Raw genomic sequence first — 15,493 nt, 5'->3', positions numbered from 1 at the left:
AATAGGGAAAGTTTCCTTAATTTTGTTACATGAATCCTTCTTTAGAACTACAGCTCAAAACCTTACCATCCGAACCCGGCGTTTATCGTTATTATGATAAAAATGAACAGCTTTTGTATGTGGGGAAAGCTAAAAATCTTAAAAAGAGGGTTCTCTCCTATTTCAACAAAAACCTTTCCGGATACAGGATCAAAATAATGGTCGGTAAAATCCAACGATTGGAAACGACAATTGTAAACAGTGAGTATGATGCACTTTTATTGGAGAATAATCTGATCAAGGAACATCAGCCGTTTTATAATGTCATGCTGAAAGATGACAAAACCTATCCGTGGATATGCATCAAGAATGAAGATTTCCCAAGAATTTTTCTAACCAGAAATGTAATTAAAGATGGATCCGAATATTATGGTCCTTATGCAAAAGTGCGTCCTGCAAAGATCTTACTGGATACCATCAAGCATATTTACAAGCTCAGAACCTGCAATCTGAATCTTTCTCCGGCCAAGATTTCGGAAGGAAAATATAAAGTCTGCCTGGAATATCATATCAAAAACTGTGAAGGCCCGTGTGAAGATCTTGAAAGCAAGGAAGAATATGATGAAAAGATAGATGCCATCCGTGGAATAATCAAAGGGGATTTCCGCAAAGCTAAAGATTATCTGGTCAATCAAATGATGAAACTGGCTTCCAACCTTCAATTTGAACAGGCTCAGATCATTAAGGAAAGACTGGATATCCTGGAAGATTACCAGGCTAAGAATACGATAGTTAATCCTAATATTGATGATGTAGATGTCTTCGGAATGACCAGTGATGAAACGGCAGCATATGTCAATTTCTTTAAAATCAGAAATGGAAATATCATTCAGAGTTTTACTACTGAGATCAAAAAGATTCTTGAAGAAACAGATGAAGATATTATGGAAGAAGCATTGATCGAGATCCGTCAGAAGTTTTCTTCTGATTCCAAAGAAGTGCTGCTACCATTTCATTTGTCTGTAGAAATTCCTAATGTAAAACTGATTGTTCCTAAGGTTGGAGATAAAAAAAGAATTGTAGAGCTTTCTGAAAAGAATGCTAAAGAATATCGTCTGGAAAAACTGAAACAGGTTCAGATTGTAGATCCTGAAAGGCATACCAACAGAATCATGGCTGAAATGCAGAAACTTCTCAGAATGCCGGTTGAGCCGAGACATATTGAAGGTTTTGATAACTCAAATATTCAGGGAACAAATCCTGTCTCAGCATGTGTTGTTTTCAAAGACGGCAGACCGAGTAAAGCAGATTACAGAATTTTCCATCCTAAAACAGTGGAAGGGCCTAACGATTTTGCGACTATGGAAGAAGTGATCTACCGCCGTTACAAAAGGATGCTTGATGAAGGTGAAGATCTTCCCCAGCTGATTCTGATAGACGGAGGAAAAGGGCAGCTGTCTTCTGCAGTAAAGAGCCTTAGATTGTTGGGACTTTACGGAAAGATTACCATTGTAGGTATTGCCAAAAGACTGGAAGAGATTTTCTTTCCTGAAGACCCTATTCCTTTATATCTGGATAAAAAATCCGAGACTTTAAAAATTCTACAGCGTGTACGTGATGAAGCTCACCGATTTGGGGTAAAGCATCACAGAACCAGAAGGAAAAATTCTACTATTAAATCTGAACTGGAAGAAATTTCCGGTGTTGGAGAAAAAACTATTGAACTACTTCTGTCTAAACTGAAGTCTGTAAAACGTATCAAAGAAGCTAATCTGGAAACTCTGGAAGAGATTTTAGGGAAAAGTAAAGCTAAAGTAATTTGGGAGTTTTTTAATGCCAATTGATAAACTCTGGTACAGACAGTTAAATTTTCACAACTAAAAGGCCGTTTTCATAGCATTTCACCATCATTTCCTATTTCATCAAAAAGGGACAAAAGCCCAATATTTTGTTGAATACAACAGAAATACTACAATGAAAAACAGAAATAAATAAATATTTTATTTAAAAATGGTATTATATGTATTTTTTTCATAAATTAGTATTATCAACTAACAACGATAATATTATGAAATTTTTTCTCTTTTTATAAATTTTTCTACATTTTCATTACCATTATAGATGATGACTTATCTCTCGTATTTGTATAGTATATGTTTTTTGTAGAAAGCCCAAACACAAACCTTTTCAAACTTTCGAAAAAATGAAAAACACATCAGCATATATATTATAAAAGGCTCTTTTTTTAAGAGCCTTTTATGTTTATTATTTTCAGATTATTTTGCCACAAAAACTTCTTTGGAATATCTTCCGTCAGCCTGTGGAATATCTATCACAATACTTCCATTTTCAAAATATCCAAGTGTCGTATTTCCATCAGCCAGCTTTACAATGAAAACTGAGTTCTTAGAAGTGGTTTTAAAAGCTGCAAATGGAACAGAGCTGCCAGACTTTGCTAGGATAAACTGATTAGGATCAATCTGTATTTTTTGAAGATCAAGTTTCCCATTGGAGTAGCTATTCGCTTCAGGAGTAGTCGTAGATGCAACAGATACGGCAGGTTCAGGAGATGTATTCTGACCTTTAGTAGATGCGGGTAAGAATGCAACAGGATTTGAAAGCGGGATTTTTATTAAAGCTTCTTTTATTGCATCCTGTAATCCTTCTTCATATTCTTTGATTTTTGACCCTCCTTTTGATTCCAGTATTAAATTATTATTACAATCCTTAAACTGTACTATTACTTTATTTTTAAATAAATTTTTATCATTAATAACATCAGCATTCACCACATTACAGAAATTACTTTTAGCTTCTGCAGGCCAGTTATCTTTAATTACCGGAAGTACTATATACTTTTTCCCTGCCAAAGCTTTGATGAAAAAGTTTTTTAAACCATAATCTTCCTTAAACGTTTCAAATTTTTCAGGAACTGAAACATATTTGTAGTCTGAAACTTTTTGTGCAAAAACCATTGTTGAACTCACAGCCAACATCAATATTGATAACTTTTTCATTTTCTATAATTTTAATCGTTTCTGAATGCTCCCATATCCAGTTTCAATGAGAAGAAATTGGAATAGAAGTTAGATCCACCTATCCCCGAATTTGTAATCGCATAATCCAGTGTAAGCCCTCTGTATCTTATTCCAAGACCTGCACTTGGCTGGAAAGAAACTTTTCTCTTAAGATCTTCTATATCTGTAATGGACTGGAATCTGTTGATCCCCAATCTCACAAAAATCATTTTCTGATACCCTAGTTCAGCTCCGGCATAAGGGCTGATACTTGCAAAATCTGTGGAAATTAATGAAGCGGTTTTAGCAAAATCCACATTTATCCCTGCTTCTGGCAATACATATACACTGCTATTGATTTCAAATAATTTACTGGCACCTACATTCAGCTTAGGCATTGTAAGTTCCAGTTTATCTTTCGGTGCCGGGTTGAATTCTTCTCCGTTAACAACGGTTGAAAGTTCTTTCTGATTGATACTCCAGAAGTTTACGGTAGTAGTAATATCTCTTACCATACCTCCAAACTTCCATCCGTTATCTGCTTTATAAATAGCACCCACATCAAAACCAAAACCATAACCACTTGCAAATTTACCTACGTTACGGTAGACAATTTTAGCATTTACCCCAACATCCAATTTTGGATTTCCTCCGGGTCTGAAGGCATAAGAAAGGATAGCAGCGTAATCGGATTGAGAGAATTTAGTAATTTTATCATAATCAATATTCCCTTCTGAGTCAATCATTTGGGTAGTATTCAGAATATTGTCTACCCCAAGTCTTACCACTGAAACACCAAAAACACCTTCTTCAAGTACTTTCGCATATGCCAGATAGTCGTATTTTGCGATAGACTCAAAGTATTCTGCGTGCATGGCTGCACCCTGCCAGTCTCTTTCAACTGACATCAAACCTGCAGGGTTCCACATAGGAGAATATACATCATCCTGATTGGTAATTACTGCCCCACCCATTGCAAGACCTCTTGCTCCGGCTCCGATATTTAAGAATTCATTGGAATATTTCCTGATAATCTGAGATTGAGACAGCCCAAACAGCAGTGAAAATGCAAGTAAAAGATATTTTTTCATCATATAAATTTGATGCTTAGTTTAAGTTTTTAGTTTTTCTGGCTTTAATTAATCCATTGACAATAATAGCCAGTATCATAACTCCTGAAGCAATATAAAATATAGGGCTCATATGTTCTGATTCCCCAAAGATAAAAAAAGCTAGTATAATTCCGTAGACAGGTTCTAAATTAACTGTTAAAATTAAAGTGAAAGGTGATATATACTTCATTAAATTCACCGATTCTAACATAGGAAAAGCAGTGAAAACACTAGCTAACAAGCATATTAACGCCAAATCCCGGTAGTTTATTTCATTCATCTGAAAAATTTGCCCGGAAAGCAAATAAAATATCATTAAAATGAACCAACCACAGAAAATTTCATAAAAAATAATGTTTCCTGAGCTCGTTTTACCAAACATTTTACCATTAAAAACAGAAAAAATAGTCCCGAATACAGCACAAAAGATTCCATAAATAATACCTTCTTTAAAATGAAATTCCGTTTTAAAGATCAATAGTATACAGGCAACAATGACTGTTCCCATAATGACTTCAGAGATATCAATTTTTCTTTTAAAAATAATAGGCTCCAGGATAGAGGCAAAAAGTGTAGATAAGGAAAGACAGCTTAATGCAATAGAAACATTGGAGACTTTAATAGAATAAAAAAAGCAATACCAATGAAGCGCCATAGCAAAACCTATTGCTGCCAGCTGAAAAAATATTTTCCTGGAAACTTTTATACTGTCCTTTTTAAAAACTCTGATGAATACAAAAAGAAAAATGGAAGCAAAGAGCATTCTGTAAAATACCAGAATCTGTGCATTGGCATGAATCAATTTTCCCAAAATTGCGGTGAATCCCCACAAAAATACAATTAAGTGCAACCTGAAAAGCGCCAATTTATGCATAACCTATCTCCTTTGAATTTTTAACGTGCAAATTTACAAATACGCTTTTATAAATCTTACAAAAAATATAAATTTACATTAATAAAAAGACGATAAATAAAGTTTTTAATAGTTTTTTACCTAATACAGCACCTTTTCTATTCATTTAGTAAAAAGATCAAAATTACAATATGATATTAAGTCCAAATATTGAAATCAAAACAAAACGTCTAACCTTGAAGCCTGTTAAAGACTTATATATAGATGATATTTTAGAACATTTTACAAATGATGTTACCAGATACATGCCTTTTAATCCACAAGGTAACAGACAGGATATAATTACCTTCGTTAATGAATCCAAAAGAACTATGTCGCAAAACACAGATCTGGTAATGGCTGCCCTGGACTCTGATGGTGATTTTACAGGATGTTGCGGTATCCATAATATAACAGAAGAATCTGTTGAGCTTGGCCTATGGTTAAAAAAAAGTTCTCAGGGAAAAGGATTGGGAACTGAAATCATAACAGCCCTCATAGAATTCCTGGAAAAGAATTTCACTTTCAAGTATATTTTATATCCTGTAGATGAAGAAAATATAGCCAGCAGAAAAATTCCGGAAAAATTAGGCTTTATTCCTGCTAAAAAATATAAAAAAACCAAGAATCATCTTATCGACCTGAATATTGTAGAATATAGAAAGTATTACTAGCTATCGCACAAACAGCAATAAAAAAAACCCTGAAAATTTGTTAAACTTTCAGGGCCTTCAAATAATAAACTATTAAAAAAATAAACTAGGAACTTAGAGTATTTTGCAGAGAATATCACCTCTGTTACTCTACTGTAAAGTTAGAAAAAATATAAATTATTTAAAAATATTTTTTAGTTAAAAATTTCACAATTTACTAGAAACCAAAGTATTAAACAACTGTTTTACTTCCTATTTGTATTCCTCATAAAAATAGTATCTTTAAGCGTAAAAAATTAAAAATTTTATGGACATTGAATTCAATAAACGAGAAGATCAAAACAGATTAAAATTATCTGAAATAAATCGCTTACTCACTGAGATCAAAAAAGGTGGTGGTGAGAAGAGGCTTCAAAAGCTTCGTGATGAAGGAAAAATGACAGCAAGAGAAAGAGTAGATTATCTTCTCGATAAAGATTCAGATTCCATAGAAATAGGAGCATTTGCAGGATACGAAATGTATAAGGAGCATGGAGGATGTCCTAGCGGCGGGGTTGTAGTGGTGATTGGCTACGTTTCCGGAAGACAATGTATCATCGTTGCCAATGACGCTTCTGTAAAAGCCGGTGCATGGTTTCCTATCACAGGAAAGAAAAACCTGAGAGCACAGGAAATTGCTATGGAAAACAAACTTCCAATCATCTATCTGGTAGATTCTGCAGGTGTTTATCTGCCTATGCAGGATGAGATCTTCCCGGATAAAGAACATTTTGGGAGAATTTTCAGAAATAATGCTAAAATGAGTTCTATGGGAATCATCCAGATCTCTGCCGTAATGGGAAGTTGTGTAGCCGGAGGAGCTTATCTTCCTATTATGAGTGATGAAGCCATGATTGTAGATAAAACAGGCTCTATTTTCCTTGCCGGAAGCTACCTGGTAAAGGCCGCTATCGGAGAAAGTATTGACAATGAAACATTGGGCGGTGCTACTACTCACTGCTCTATTTCAGGAGTGACAGATTATAAAGCTAAAGATGATAAAGATGCTTTGAACAGAATCAAAAACATCATGAAGTCTATCGGAACTACTGAAAAAGCAGGTTTTGACAGAATAGAAAGCTTCCCACCTAAAGAAAATCCTGAAAATATCTTCGGAATTATGCCGGTTTCAAGAGCTGAGCAATACGATACTTACGAAATTATTAAATGTATTGTAGACAACTCCGAATACGAAGAATATAAACCCGATTACGGTAAAAGTATTATCTGCGCAACAGCCAGAGTTGATGGCTGGTCTGTAGGTATTGTAGCCAATCAGAGAAAGCTTGTTAAGAGTGGTAAAGGAGAAATGCAGTTTGGTGGAGTGATCTACTCAGATTCTGCAGATAAGGCTACACGATTCATTGCTAACTGTAATCAAAGAAAAATACCTTTAATCTTCTTACAGGATGTTACCGGATTTATGGTAGGCTCGAAGTCTGAACATGGAGGTATCATTAAAGACGGAGCCAAAATGGTAAATGCTGTTTCCAATTCTGTAGTTCCTAAATTTACCATCATTACAGGGAATTCTTATGGAGCAGGAAACTATGCTATGTGTGGTAAAGCTTACGATCCTAGACTTATTGTTGCATGGCCTTGGGCTGATCTGGCTGTAATGGGAGGTACACAGGCTGCAAAAGTACTTGCTCAGATCCAAGAATCTACATTAAAGAAACAAGGAAAAGAAATTACCGAAGAAGAGCACAACGAAATTCTGGATACAATTTCAAAAAGATATCAGAAGCAAACCGAATCTACCTATGCAGCAGCAAGATTATGGACAGATGCCATCATCAACCCTGCAGATACAAGAAAATGGATTTCTATGGGAATTGAAGCGGCTAATCACGCTCCCATTACTGAGAAATTCAACTTAGGAGTAATTCAAGTCTGATCATAATATATTTATAAAATAAACACGGCTATTTCAGTTTGAGATAGCCGTGTTTTTACTTATATCTTTAAATTATAGGAAATTATTAGTTTCCATATTCTTCTTTACAAAATTCTATAGGGCCGCCCAGCCTCATACAGCATTGATATTTGCTCAAACAGATTCCATTAGGCCATCCCGGAGGATAACACATTCCAAATGCCGGATCATCCGGGCAACCAGGGCCTCCGCTTCCTTTAAGTGATTTTAAACTCTCTCTAGAAATCTTTACCAGATTTTTCATAGTTATTTAGTTTTGATAATTCCTACTCTATTATAGCTTTTCGGATTACGCTTTTCTAATATACTATTTTTTCAACATATGGTGAAATTTAATAAGAATTTTTTCATCTTCAATTTAAAGTATTCTTAAGTAAGATTTATATATACTATAAAATAGGATTGATGAGGAAATACTTTAACAAATTTCAGAAGCCTTCTCCCACTATCCATTCATACTCCTCGCGCCAGGCTGCCCTGCGCTGCATCCCATTGGCTCTCCCAGGCATGCTGCGGGGTAACCATTACTATCGGGGCTAGGGAGGAAGCTAATTATGAATTATAAGTTATGAATGATGAGTTGTGTGGCTCTGGGTTCTGCGTATGAACTGTGGGATGAGAAATGAGGAGTTCTAAATCGTACTAATACCCCTGTTCCAATAATGTCATTCCGTAGGAATCCAAGTATTAAAGTCTAAAGGATTCAAAGGATAAATTACAGAATTTAAAATGTCTTGTATAGACTCCTGGGGAGTGGAGTATAGGTTATCAATGATAAACGGTAAATGATCCATGGTCTTGGATAACAGTAGGGACAGTCAATCATTATTGATTGTTTATTACTCATTATTTATGAGTTGGGTATAGTGCTGGGTATAACGCAAAAAAAAATCCTTTATCATATGATAAAGGATTTTTTAAAAATAAAATAAAAACTGGCGGCGGCCTACTCTCCCGCTTTCGCAGTACCATCGGCGCTGGTGGGCTTAACTTCTGTGTTCGGAATGGGAACAGGTGAGCCCCACCGCTAAAACCACCCTAAAGAAGGTATATAAGGCTGCACGGTATAGATAAAAGGATACAGGTTTTACCTGCTTCCCAATAGCTACCATCTGCTACCTGGTTATTTTCGATAAAAACTTTCACAAAGAGGTAACCTTGCTGCACTTTCGTGCGCCATATTAGGCTATAAATCTACGGGTAATTAGTACTACTCGGCTATGACATTACTGTCTTTACACCTGTAGCCTATCAACGTCGTCATCTCCAACGACCCTTAAAAGATGTCTCATCTTGAGGCGAGTTTCGCACTTATATGCTTTCAGTGCTTATCTCTTCCAAACGTAGCTACTCAGCAGTGCACCTGGCGGTACAACTGATACACCAGAGGTTTGTTCAATTCGGTCCTCTCGTACTAGAATCAAGCCCTCTCAAACATCTAACGCCCGCAATAGATAGAGACCGAACTGTCTCACGACGTTCTGAACCCAGCTCGCGTGCCACTTTAATGGGCGAACAGCCCAACCCTTGGGACCTTCTCCAGCCCCAGGATGTGACGAGCCGACATCGAGGTGCCGAACCTCCCCGTCGATGTGAGCTCTTGGGGGAGACTAGCCTGTTATCCCCGGAGTACCTTTTATCCTATGAGCGATGGCCCTTCCATACGGAACCACCGGATCACTATGTCCTGCTTTCGCACCTGATCGACTTGTAGGTCTCACAGTCAAGCACCCTTATGCCATTACACTCTACGCACGGTTACCAAGCGTGCTGAGGGTACCTTTGAAAGCCTCCGTTACTCTTTTGGAGGCGACCACCCCAGTCAAACTACCCACCACGCAATGTCCTTCCCTTAAGAAGTTAGGCTCCAAGTAAGTAAAGGGTGGTATTTCAACGTTGGCTCCACCTACACTAGCGTGCAAGCTTCAAAGCCTCCCACCTATCCTACACATTACTTACTCAAAGTCAATACGAAGTTATAGTAAAGGTTCACAGGGTCTTTTCGTCCCATTGCGGGTAATCGGCATCTTCACCGATACTACAATTTCACAGAGCTCATGGTTGAGACAGTGCCCAGATCGTTACACCATTCGTGCAGGTCGGAACTTACCCGACAAGGAATTTCGCTACCTTAGGACCGTTATAGTTACGGCCGCCGTTTACTGGGGCTTCAGTCAATGCCTTCGGTTTAACCCTAAGCACCTTCCTTAACCTTCCAGCACCGGGCAGGTGTCAGACCCTATACTGCATCTTTCGATTTTGCAGAGTCCTGTGTTTTTGATAAACAGTCGCCTGGGCCTCTTTACTGCGGCCACCATTGCTGATGGCGTCTCTTCTCCCGAAGTTACGAGACTATTTTGCCTAGTTCCTTAACCATGATTCACTCTAGCACCTTAGGATTCTCTCCTCGACTACCTGTGTCGGTTTTGGTACGGGTTGCTTCACTTCGGCTTTTCTTGGAAGCACTTTCCCTACAGCAGCTTCGCCCGAAGGCTAGGCCTTGACTATTCCGTCAGTCTCCAGTAAGTACGGCACTCCGTCCCCTTTTTAGTGTGAGCAAGTATGGGAATATTAACCCATTGTCCATCCACTACCCCTTTCGGGTTCGCGTTAGGTCCCGACTAACCCTCAGCTGATTAGCATGGCTGAGGAAACCTTAGTCTTTCGGTGAGCGGGTTTCTCGCCCGCTTTATCGTTACTTATGCCTACATTTTCTTTTCTATCCGCTCCACAATACCTCACAGTACTGCTTCAGCGCAAATAGAATGCTCTCCTACCAGATGTACATAAAGTACAAATCCATAGCTTCGGTAATATGTTTATGCCCGATTATTATCCATGCCGGACCGCTCGACTAGTGAGCTGTTACGCACTCTTTAAATGAATGGCTGCTTCCAAGCCAACATCCTAGCTGTCAATGCAGTCCAACCGCGTTGTTTCAACTTAACATATATTTTGGGACCTTAGCTGTTGGTCTGGGTTCTTTCCCTCTCGGACATGGACCTTAGCACCCATGCCCTCACTGCCGTAGAACATTTATTAGCATTCGGAGTTTGTCAGGAATTGGTAGGCGATGAAACCCCCGCATCCAATCAGTAGCTCTACCTCTAATAAACTTATATACGACGCTGCACCTAAATGCATTTCGGAGAGTACGAGCTATCTCCCAGTTTGATTGGCCTTTCACCCCTACCCACAGGTCATCCGAAGACTTTTCAACGTCAACCGGTTCGGTCCTCCACTCTGTGTTACCAGAGCTTCAACCTGCCCATGGGTAGATCACAAGGTTTCGCGTCTAATCCTACTAACTATACGCCCTATTCAGACTCGCTTTCGCTCCGGCTCCGGTACTTAATACCTTAACCTCGCTAGTAAAATTAACTCGTAGGCTCATTATGCAAAAGGCACGCCGTCACAGCTTAATGCTGCTCCGACCGCTTGTAGGCGTACGGTTTCAGGTTCTATTTCACCCTTCTATTCGAAGTGCTTTTCACCTTTCCTTCACAGTACTTGTTCACTATCGGTCTTTCAGGAGTATTTAGCCTTGGAGGATGGTCCCCCCATATTCAGACAGGATTTCACGTGTCCCGCCCTACTCATTTATCACTCAAATATGCCTTTCATATACGGGGCTATCACCCTCTACGGCTGTTCTTTCCAGAACATTCTATTAAACATATATCAGCTTTTGGGCTAATCCGCTTTCGCTCGCCACTACTTACGGAATCTCTTCGATTTCTTTTCCTCCGGGTACTTAGATGTTTCAGTTCTCCGGGTTTGCTCCTCTTACGAGGTGACTGGTCTTCAACCAGCCGGGTTGCCCCATTCGGACATCTGCGGATCAATTCGTGTGTGCCAATCCCCGCAGCTTTTCGCAGCTTACCACGTCCTTCGTCGCCTCTGAAAGCCTAGGCATCCGCCATACGCCCTTAACGATTTCTTTCCTAATAATTATATTAGTTCAGTATTTTTTGATAAATTTAATTTATCGATATTTTTATAAACTCGGCACTCGAAAGTGCTCGGTTATCTCTTTGTGATGTCTTTACCGTTAATGTCAATGATCTTAAATTCTTTTTGTACAACTGATGAACAGATATTGTTTTTGGCTCTATCCGTAACTTTTAAATCAGTCTTCCAAAACTGTGGAGAATAAGGGAGTCGAACCCTTGACCTCCTGCGTGCAAGGCAGGCGCTCTAGCCAGCTGAGCTAATTCCCCCTCTAGTTGCTGTTGGCTATTTGCTTCTGGCTTCTGGCATTTTTGCCATCAGCTATAAGCTATTTGCCAGCCGCTTTAATTAGTAGTCTCGGGCAGGCTCGAACTGCCGACCTCTACATTATCAGTGTAGCGCTCTAACCAGCTGAGCTACGAGACTTTATATGAGTTATGGGGATGAGTAAGTAAGTTATACTTTTCCTCTTCTTCATTTCTCAATCTCTTTCCCTATACTAATTTCTAGTGGGTGTTGTATTTTTTATATAACCAACCAAACAAAAAACTAAAGCTTTACTTTGAAGTAAGTGCATGGTACATTTAAGTACCTTTGTTTTTTTATCGTCTTACGACGCTCTAAAATGAGATGTTCCAGCCGCACCTTCCGGTACGGCTACCTTGTTACGACTTAGCCCTAGTTACCTGTTTTACCCTAGGCAGCTCCTTTTACGGTCACCGACTTCAGGTACCCCAGACTTCCATGGCTTGACGGGCGGTGTGTACAAGGCCCGGGAACGTATTCACCGCGCCATGGCTGATGCGCGATTACTAGCGATTCCAGCTTCATAGAGTCGAGTTGCAGACTCCAATCCGAACTGAGACCAGCTTTCGAGATTTGCATCACGTCACCGTGTAGCTGCCCTCTGTACTGGCCATTGTATTACGTGTGTGGCCCAAGGCGTAAGGGCCGTGATGATTTGACGTCATCCCCACCTTCCTCTCTACTTGCGTAGGCAGTCTCACTAGAGTCCCCAACTTAATGATGGCAACTAGTGACAGGGGTTGCGCTCGTTGCAGGACTTAACCTAACACCTCACGGCACGAGCTGACGACAACCATGCAGCACCTTGAAAAATGTCCGAAGAAAAGTCTATTTCTAAACCTGTCATTTCCCATTTAAGCCTTGGTAAGGTTCCTCGCGTATCATCGAATTAAACCACATAATCCACCGCTTGTGCGGGCCCCCGTCAATTCCTTTGAGTTTCATTCTTGCGAACGTACTCCCCAGGTGGCTAACTTATCACTTTCGCTTAGTCTCTGATTCCGAAAAACCAAAAACGAGTTAGCATCGTTTACGGCGTGGACTACCAGGGTATCTAATCCTGTTCGCTCCCCACGCTTTCGTCCATCAGCGTCAGTTGTTGCTTAGTAACCTGCCTTCGCAATTGGTGTTCTAAGTAATATCTATGCATTTCACCGCTACACTACTTATTCCAGCTACTTCAACAACACTCAAGACCTGCAGTATCAATGGCAGTTTCACAGTTAAGCTGTGAGATTTCACCACTGACTTACAGATCCGCCTACGGACCCTTTAAACCCAATAAATCCGGATAACGCTTGCACCCTCCGTATTACCGCGGCTGCTGGCACGGAGTTAGCCGGTGCTTATTCGTATAGTACCTTCAGCTACCCTCACGAGGGTAGGTTTATCCCTATACAAAAGAAGTTTACAACCCATAGGGCCGTCGTCCTTCACGCGGGATGGCTGGATCAGGCTCTCACCCATTGTCCAATATTCCTCACTGCTGCCTCCCGTAGGAGTCTGGTCCGTGTCTCAGTACCAGTGTGGGGGATCACCCTCTCAGGCCCCCTAAAGATCGTTGACTTGGTGAGCCGTTACCTCACCAACTATCTAATCTTGCGCGTGCCCATCTCTATCCACCGGAGTTTTCAATTTAAAATGATGCCATTCTAAATATTATGGGGTATTAATCTCCCTTTCGAAAGGCTATCCCCCAGATAAAGGCAGGTTGCACACGTGTTCCGCACCCGTACGCCGCTCTCTCATTTCCGAAGAAACAATACCGCTCGGCTTGCATGTGTTAGGCCTCCCGCTAGCGTTCATCCTGAGCCAGGATCAAACTCTCCATTGTATGTTTGTCTGACTCACTCAAAGTTTTTTTACGCTTTAGTTTTTCCTTACTTGGTTGTTATATTGTATGTCAATGATCTTTATATCTTTCGCTTTGTAACGAAGCACTCTCTTCTGTCAGTGGCGCTCCGTATTTGCGAGTGCAAAAGTAAAACTTTATTTCTTAATGACCAAATGTTTTGAAAGAAAATTTTAAAGTTTTTTAAGTAACCTTAATCCCTCTCCTAAACCTCAATCACTCTACTCCTGCGCTCCCTTTATTTGGGACTGCAAAGATACAAACTCTTTTTAAACTCGCAACTTTTTTTGATAAAAAAATTAAAGTTTTTTGTCTGCCTCTTGTTGAAGTATCATAATGTCTATGCTTATCTAAAAGCTCTCCTGCGCTACTGTATTACTCTCGTTTTTCAGTGGGGCAAAGATAACAACTTATTGCAACGCAAAACAACTTTATTTAACATAAATTTTACACACCCGTAATATTTAACCCTAATACACTGGAACGCAGAGAGAAAAATTTTAAACATTTGTTTGGGAGATTCAAGGGAGCGCTTTGAGGGAGAAGAAATCATGAGTAATGGGGTAATGAAAGATACATTCTATTATATATATATAAGATAAAGGGAAGGTTGGGGGAAAGGTGCAAGGGGAAGCTTTTATAAAACAGGCTCCCTTCGTCTACGCTCAGGATAATAGTGCGTTCTTATGGAATGAGTACTGGTTAACCACAGATCACGCATTTGCACAGATGATGATGTATATTTAGTATAGGGTATTTCGGGGGAATTCATAATTCATAATTTATAATTCATCATTAACCTCACCCCTAGCCCTGATAGAAATGGGTACCCCGCAGCTTGCCTTTGAGAGGGATAGGATTGGATGTGGGAAAGCACGGGCGCGAGGAGTATGAATGGATAGCAGGAAATAGCTCCTGATTAAGTTTGATAGTTGGAAGGGGTAAGAGTTTGAGAAAACCTTACTGTTCCTGTATAGGGGAAAAAGTTTGGAAAGGAATGCTGCTCTTTTCTAAGAGTAAAGTTAAAAGAAGCGTTTGATTAATATCTTATATATATAGTATCCCAATAGACATCCTATGGTATCTGCTACGATATCCAATGTTTCCATAGATCTACCTAGTCCCATTTCTTCCTGCAGAATTTCGGTAAGGAATGCATAGATAAGAATGATCTGAAAAAAGTATGAGAATTTTATTTTGGGAAATGCAGCAATGAAAGAAAAACCTAAGGCTGCGAATATACTTAGATGTAAAATTTTGTCAATCCCACTGAACATAAACCAATATTCATGGTTCTCTTCTCCGGGTTTGAGAAGCATATAAGTAAGAAATGCCCAATAAATGGGCAATATCTTACTAAATATTTTTGAAATCTTATCCAATGATAGCTTTGTAATCATCTGCAGAAAGTAACTCAGACTGATCTGCCCCATCAGCAATTTCCAATTTGATAATCCATCCGTCTCCATAAGGATCTGTATTCAACAGTTCAGGCTGAGATTCCAATTCTGAATTGAACTCAATAACCTTTCCAGCGATAGGTAAGAATAGATCTGAAACAGTTTTTACCGCTTCTACACTTCCGAAAACATCTCCTCCATTAAGGTCATCATCTACAGTATCTATGTCTACATATACGATGTCTCCAAGTTCTCCCTGAGCGAAGTCTGTAATACCGATTGTAGCAACGTTACCTTCAATCTTGATCCATTCGTGATCTTTGGTGTACTTTAATTCTGATGGTGTGTTCATTTTT

Annotated in this window: 9 protein-coding genes, 2 tRNA genes and 3 rRNA genes; 3 read left to right on the top strand and 11 right to left on the bottom strand. The window is 39.3% G+C overall.

All coding sequences use genetic code 11. From position 1 onward, the window contains the following. Nucleotides 1–29 precede the first annotated feature (29 nt). Complete coding sequence (uvrC, locus tag CHRYMOREF3P_RS17375; protein WP_077413807.1) at nt 30–1,823, top strand: excinuclease ABC subunit UvrC; 1,794 nt, start codon at nt 30–32, stop codon at nt 1,821–1,823. Nucleotides 1,824–2,255: 432 nt separating this feature from the next. Here the strand turns inward: uvrC and CHRYMOREF3P_RS17370 are convergent, their stop codons facing one another. Genes CHRYMOREF3P_RS17370 through CHRYMOREF3P_RS17360 form a run of 3 tightly spaced genes read right to left on the bottom strand, consistent with a single transcriptional unit; the run spans nt 2,256 to nt 4,982 of the window. Beyond that, a complete protein-coding gene (locus tag CHRYMOREF3P_RS17370) occupies nt 2,256–2,996 on the bottom strand; it encodes a hypothetical protein (RefSeq protein ID WP_077413806.1) in 741 nt (246 codons plus the stop codon). Nucleotides 2,997–3,007: 11 nt separating this feature from the next. Beyond that, entirely contained in the window at nt 3,008–4,090 is a 1,083-nt protein-coding gene (locus tag CHRYMOREF3P_RS17365; protein WP_077413805.1) for a PorV/PorQ family protein, read from the bottom strand. Nucleotides 4,091–4,103: 13 nt separating this feature from the next. Next, nucleotides 4,104–4,982 (bottom strand): DMT family transporter, encoded by an 879-nt coding sequence (locus CHRYMOREF3P_RS17360; RefSeq protein WP_180565119.1) that lies wholly within the window; start codon nt 4,980–4,982, stop codon nt 4,104–4,106. Between the two features lie 170 nt (nt 4,983–5,152). On the opposite strand from CHRYMOREF3P_RS17360, the gene CHRYMOREF3P_RS17355 reads away from it, so the two are divergent. Then, on the top strand, nt 5,153–5,674 hold the full coding sequence (locus CHRYMOREF3P_RS17355; RefSeq protein ID WP_180565118.1) for a GNAT family N-acetyltransferase: 522 nt from the start codon (nt 5,153–5,155) through the stop codon (nt 5,672–5,674). A gap of 286 nt (nt 5,675–5,960) precedes the next feature. Next, nucleotides 5,961–7,589, top strand: a complete 1,629-nt coding sequence (locus CHRYMOREF3P_RS17350; protein ID WP_077413802.1) for an acyl-CoA carboxylase subunit beta — start codon at nt 5,961–5,963, stop codon at nt 7,587–7,589. Between the two features lie 85 nt (nt 7,590–7,674). On the opposite strand, the gene CHRYMOREF3P_RS17345 is transcribed toward CHRYMOREF3P_RS17350, so the two are convergent. From CHRYMOREF3P_RS17345 to gcvH, 8 genes are all read right to left on the bottom strand, one after another. Further along, nucleotides 7,675–7,872: a hypothetical protein gene (locus CHRYMOREF3P_RS17345; protein ID WP_149835059.1), complete on the bottom strand. Its 198-nt coding sequence runs from the start codon at nt 7,870–7,872 to the stop codon at nt 7,675–7,677. Between the two features lie 689 nt (nt 7,873–8,561). Then, nucleotides 8,562–8,669 (bottom strand): 5S ribosomal RNA (gene rrf, locus CHRYMOREF3P_RS17340). A gap of 143 nt (nt 8,670–8,812) precedes the next feature. Further along, nucleotides 8,813–11,571 (bottom strand): 23S ribosomal RNA (locus tag CHRYMOREF3P_RS17335). A gap of 203 nt (nt 11,572–11,774) precedes the next feature. Further along, a tRNA-Ala gene (locus CHRYMOREF3P_RS17330) sits at nt 11,775–11,848 on the bottom strand. Between the two features lie 83 nt (nt 11,849–11,931). Beyond that, a tRNA-Ile gene (locus CHRYMOREF3P_RS17325) sits at nt 11,932–12,005 on the bottom strand. Nucleotides 12,006–12,202: 197 nt separating this feature from the next. Continuing rightward, a 16S ribosomal RNA gene (locus CHRYMOREF3P_RS17320) occupies nt 12,203–13,719 on the bottom strand. Together the 16S, 23S and 5S rRNA genes with 2 tRNA genes alongside form the textbook arrangement of a ribosomal RNA operon. A gap of 1,040 nt (nt 13,720–14,759) precedes the next feature. Then, nucleotides 14,760–15,086: a VanZ family protein gene (locus tag CHRYMOREF3P_RS17315; RefSeq protein ID WP_317043595.1), complete on the bottom strand. Its 327-nt coding sequence runs from the start codon at nt 15,084–15,086 to the stop codon at nt 14,760–14,762. A 25-nt stretch (nt 15,087–15,111) separates the two neighbouring features. Continuing rightward, entirely contained in the window at nt 15,112–15,489 is a 378-nt protein-coding gene (gene gcvH, locus CHRYMOREF3P_RS17310) for a glycine cleavage system protein GcvH (protein ID WP_047383072.1), read from the bottom strand. Between the last annotated feature and the right edge of the window lie 4 nt (nt 15,490–15,493).

The organism is Chryseobacterium sp. JV274, assembly GCF_903969135.1.
Classification (GTDB): domain Bacteria; phylum Bacteroidota; class Bacteroidia; order Flavobacteriales; family Weeksellaceae; genus Chryseobacterium.
The sequence above is the reverse complement of the archived record's forward strand: the minus strand, read 5'-3'. Positions and strand labels throughout refer to the sequence as shown.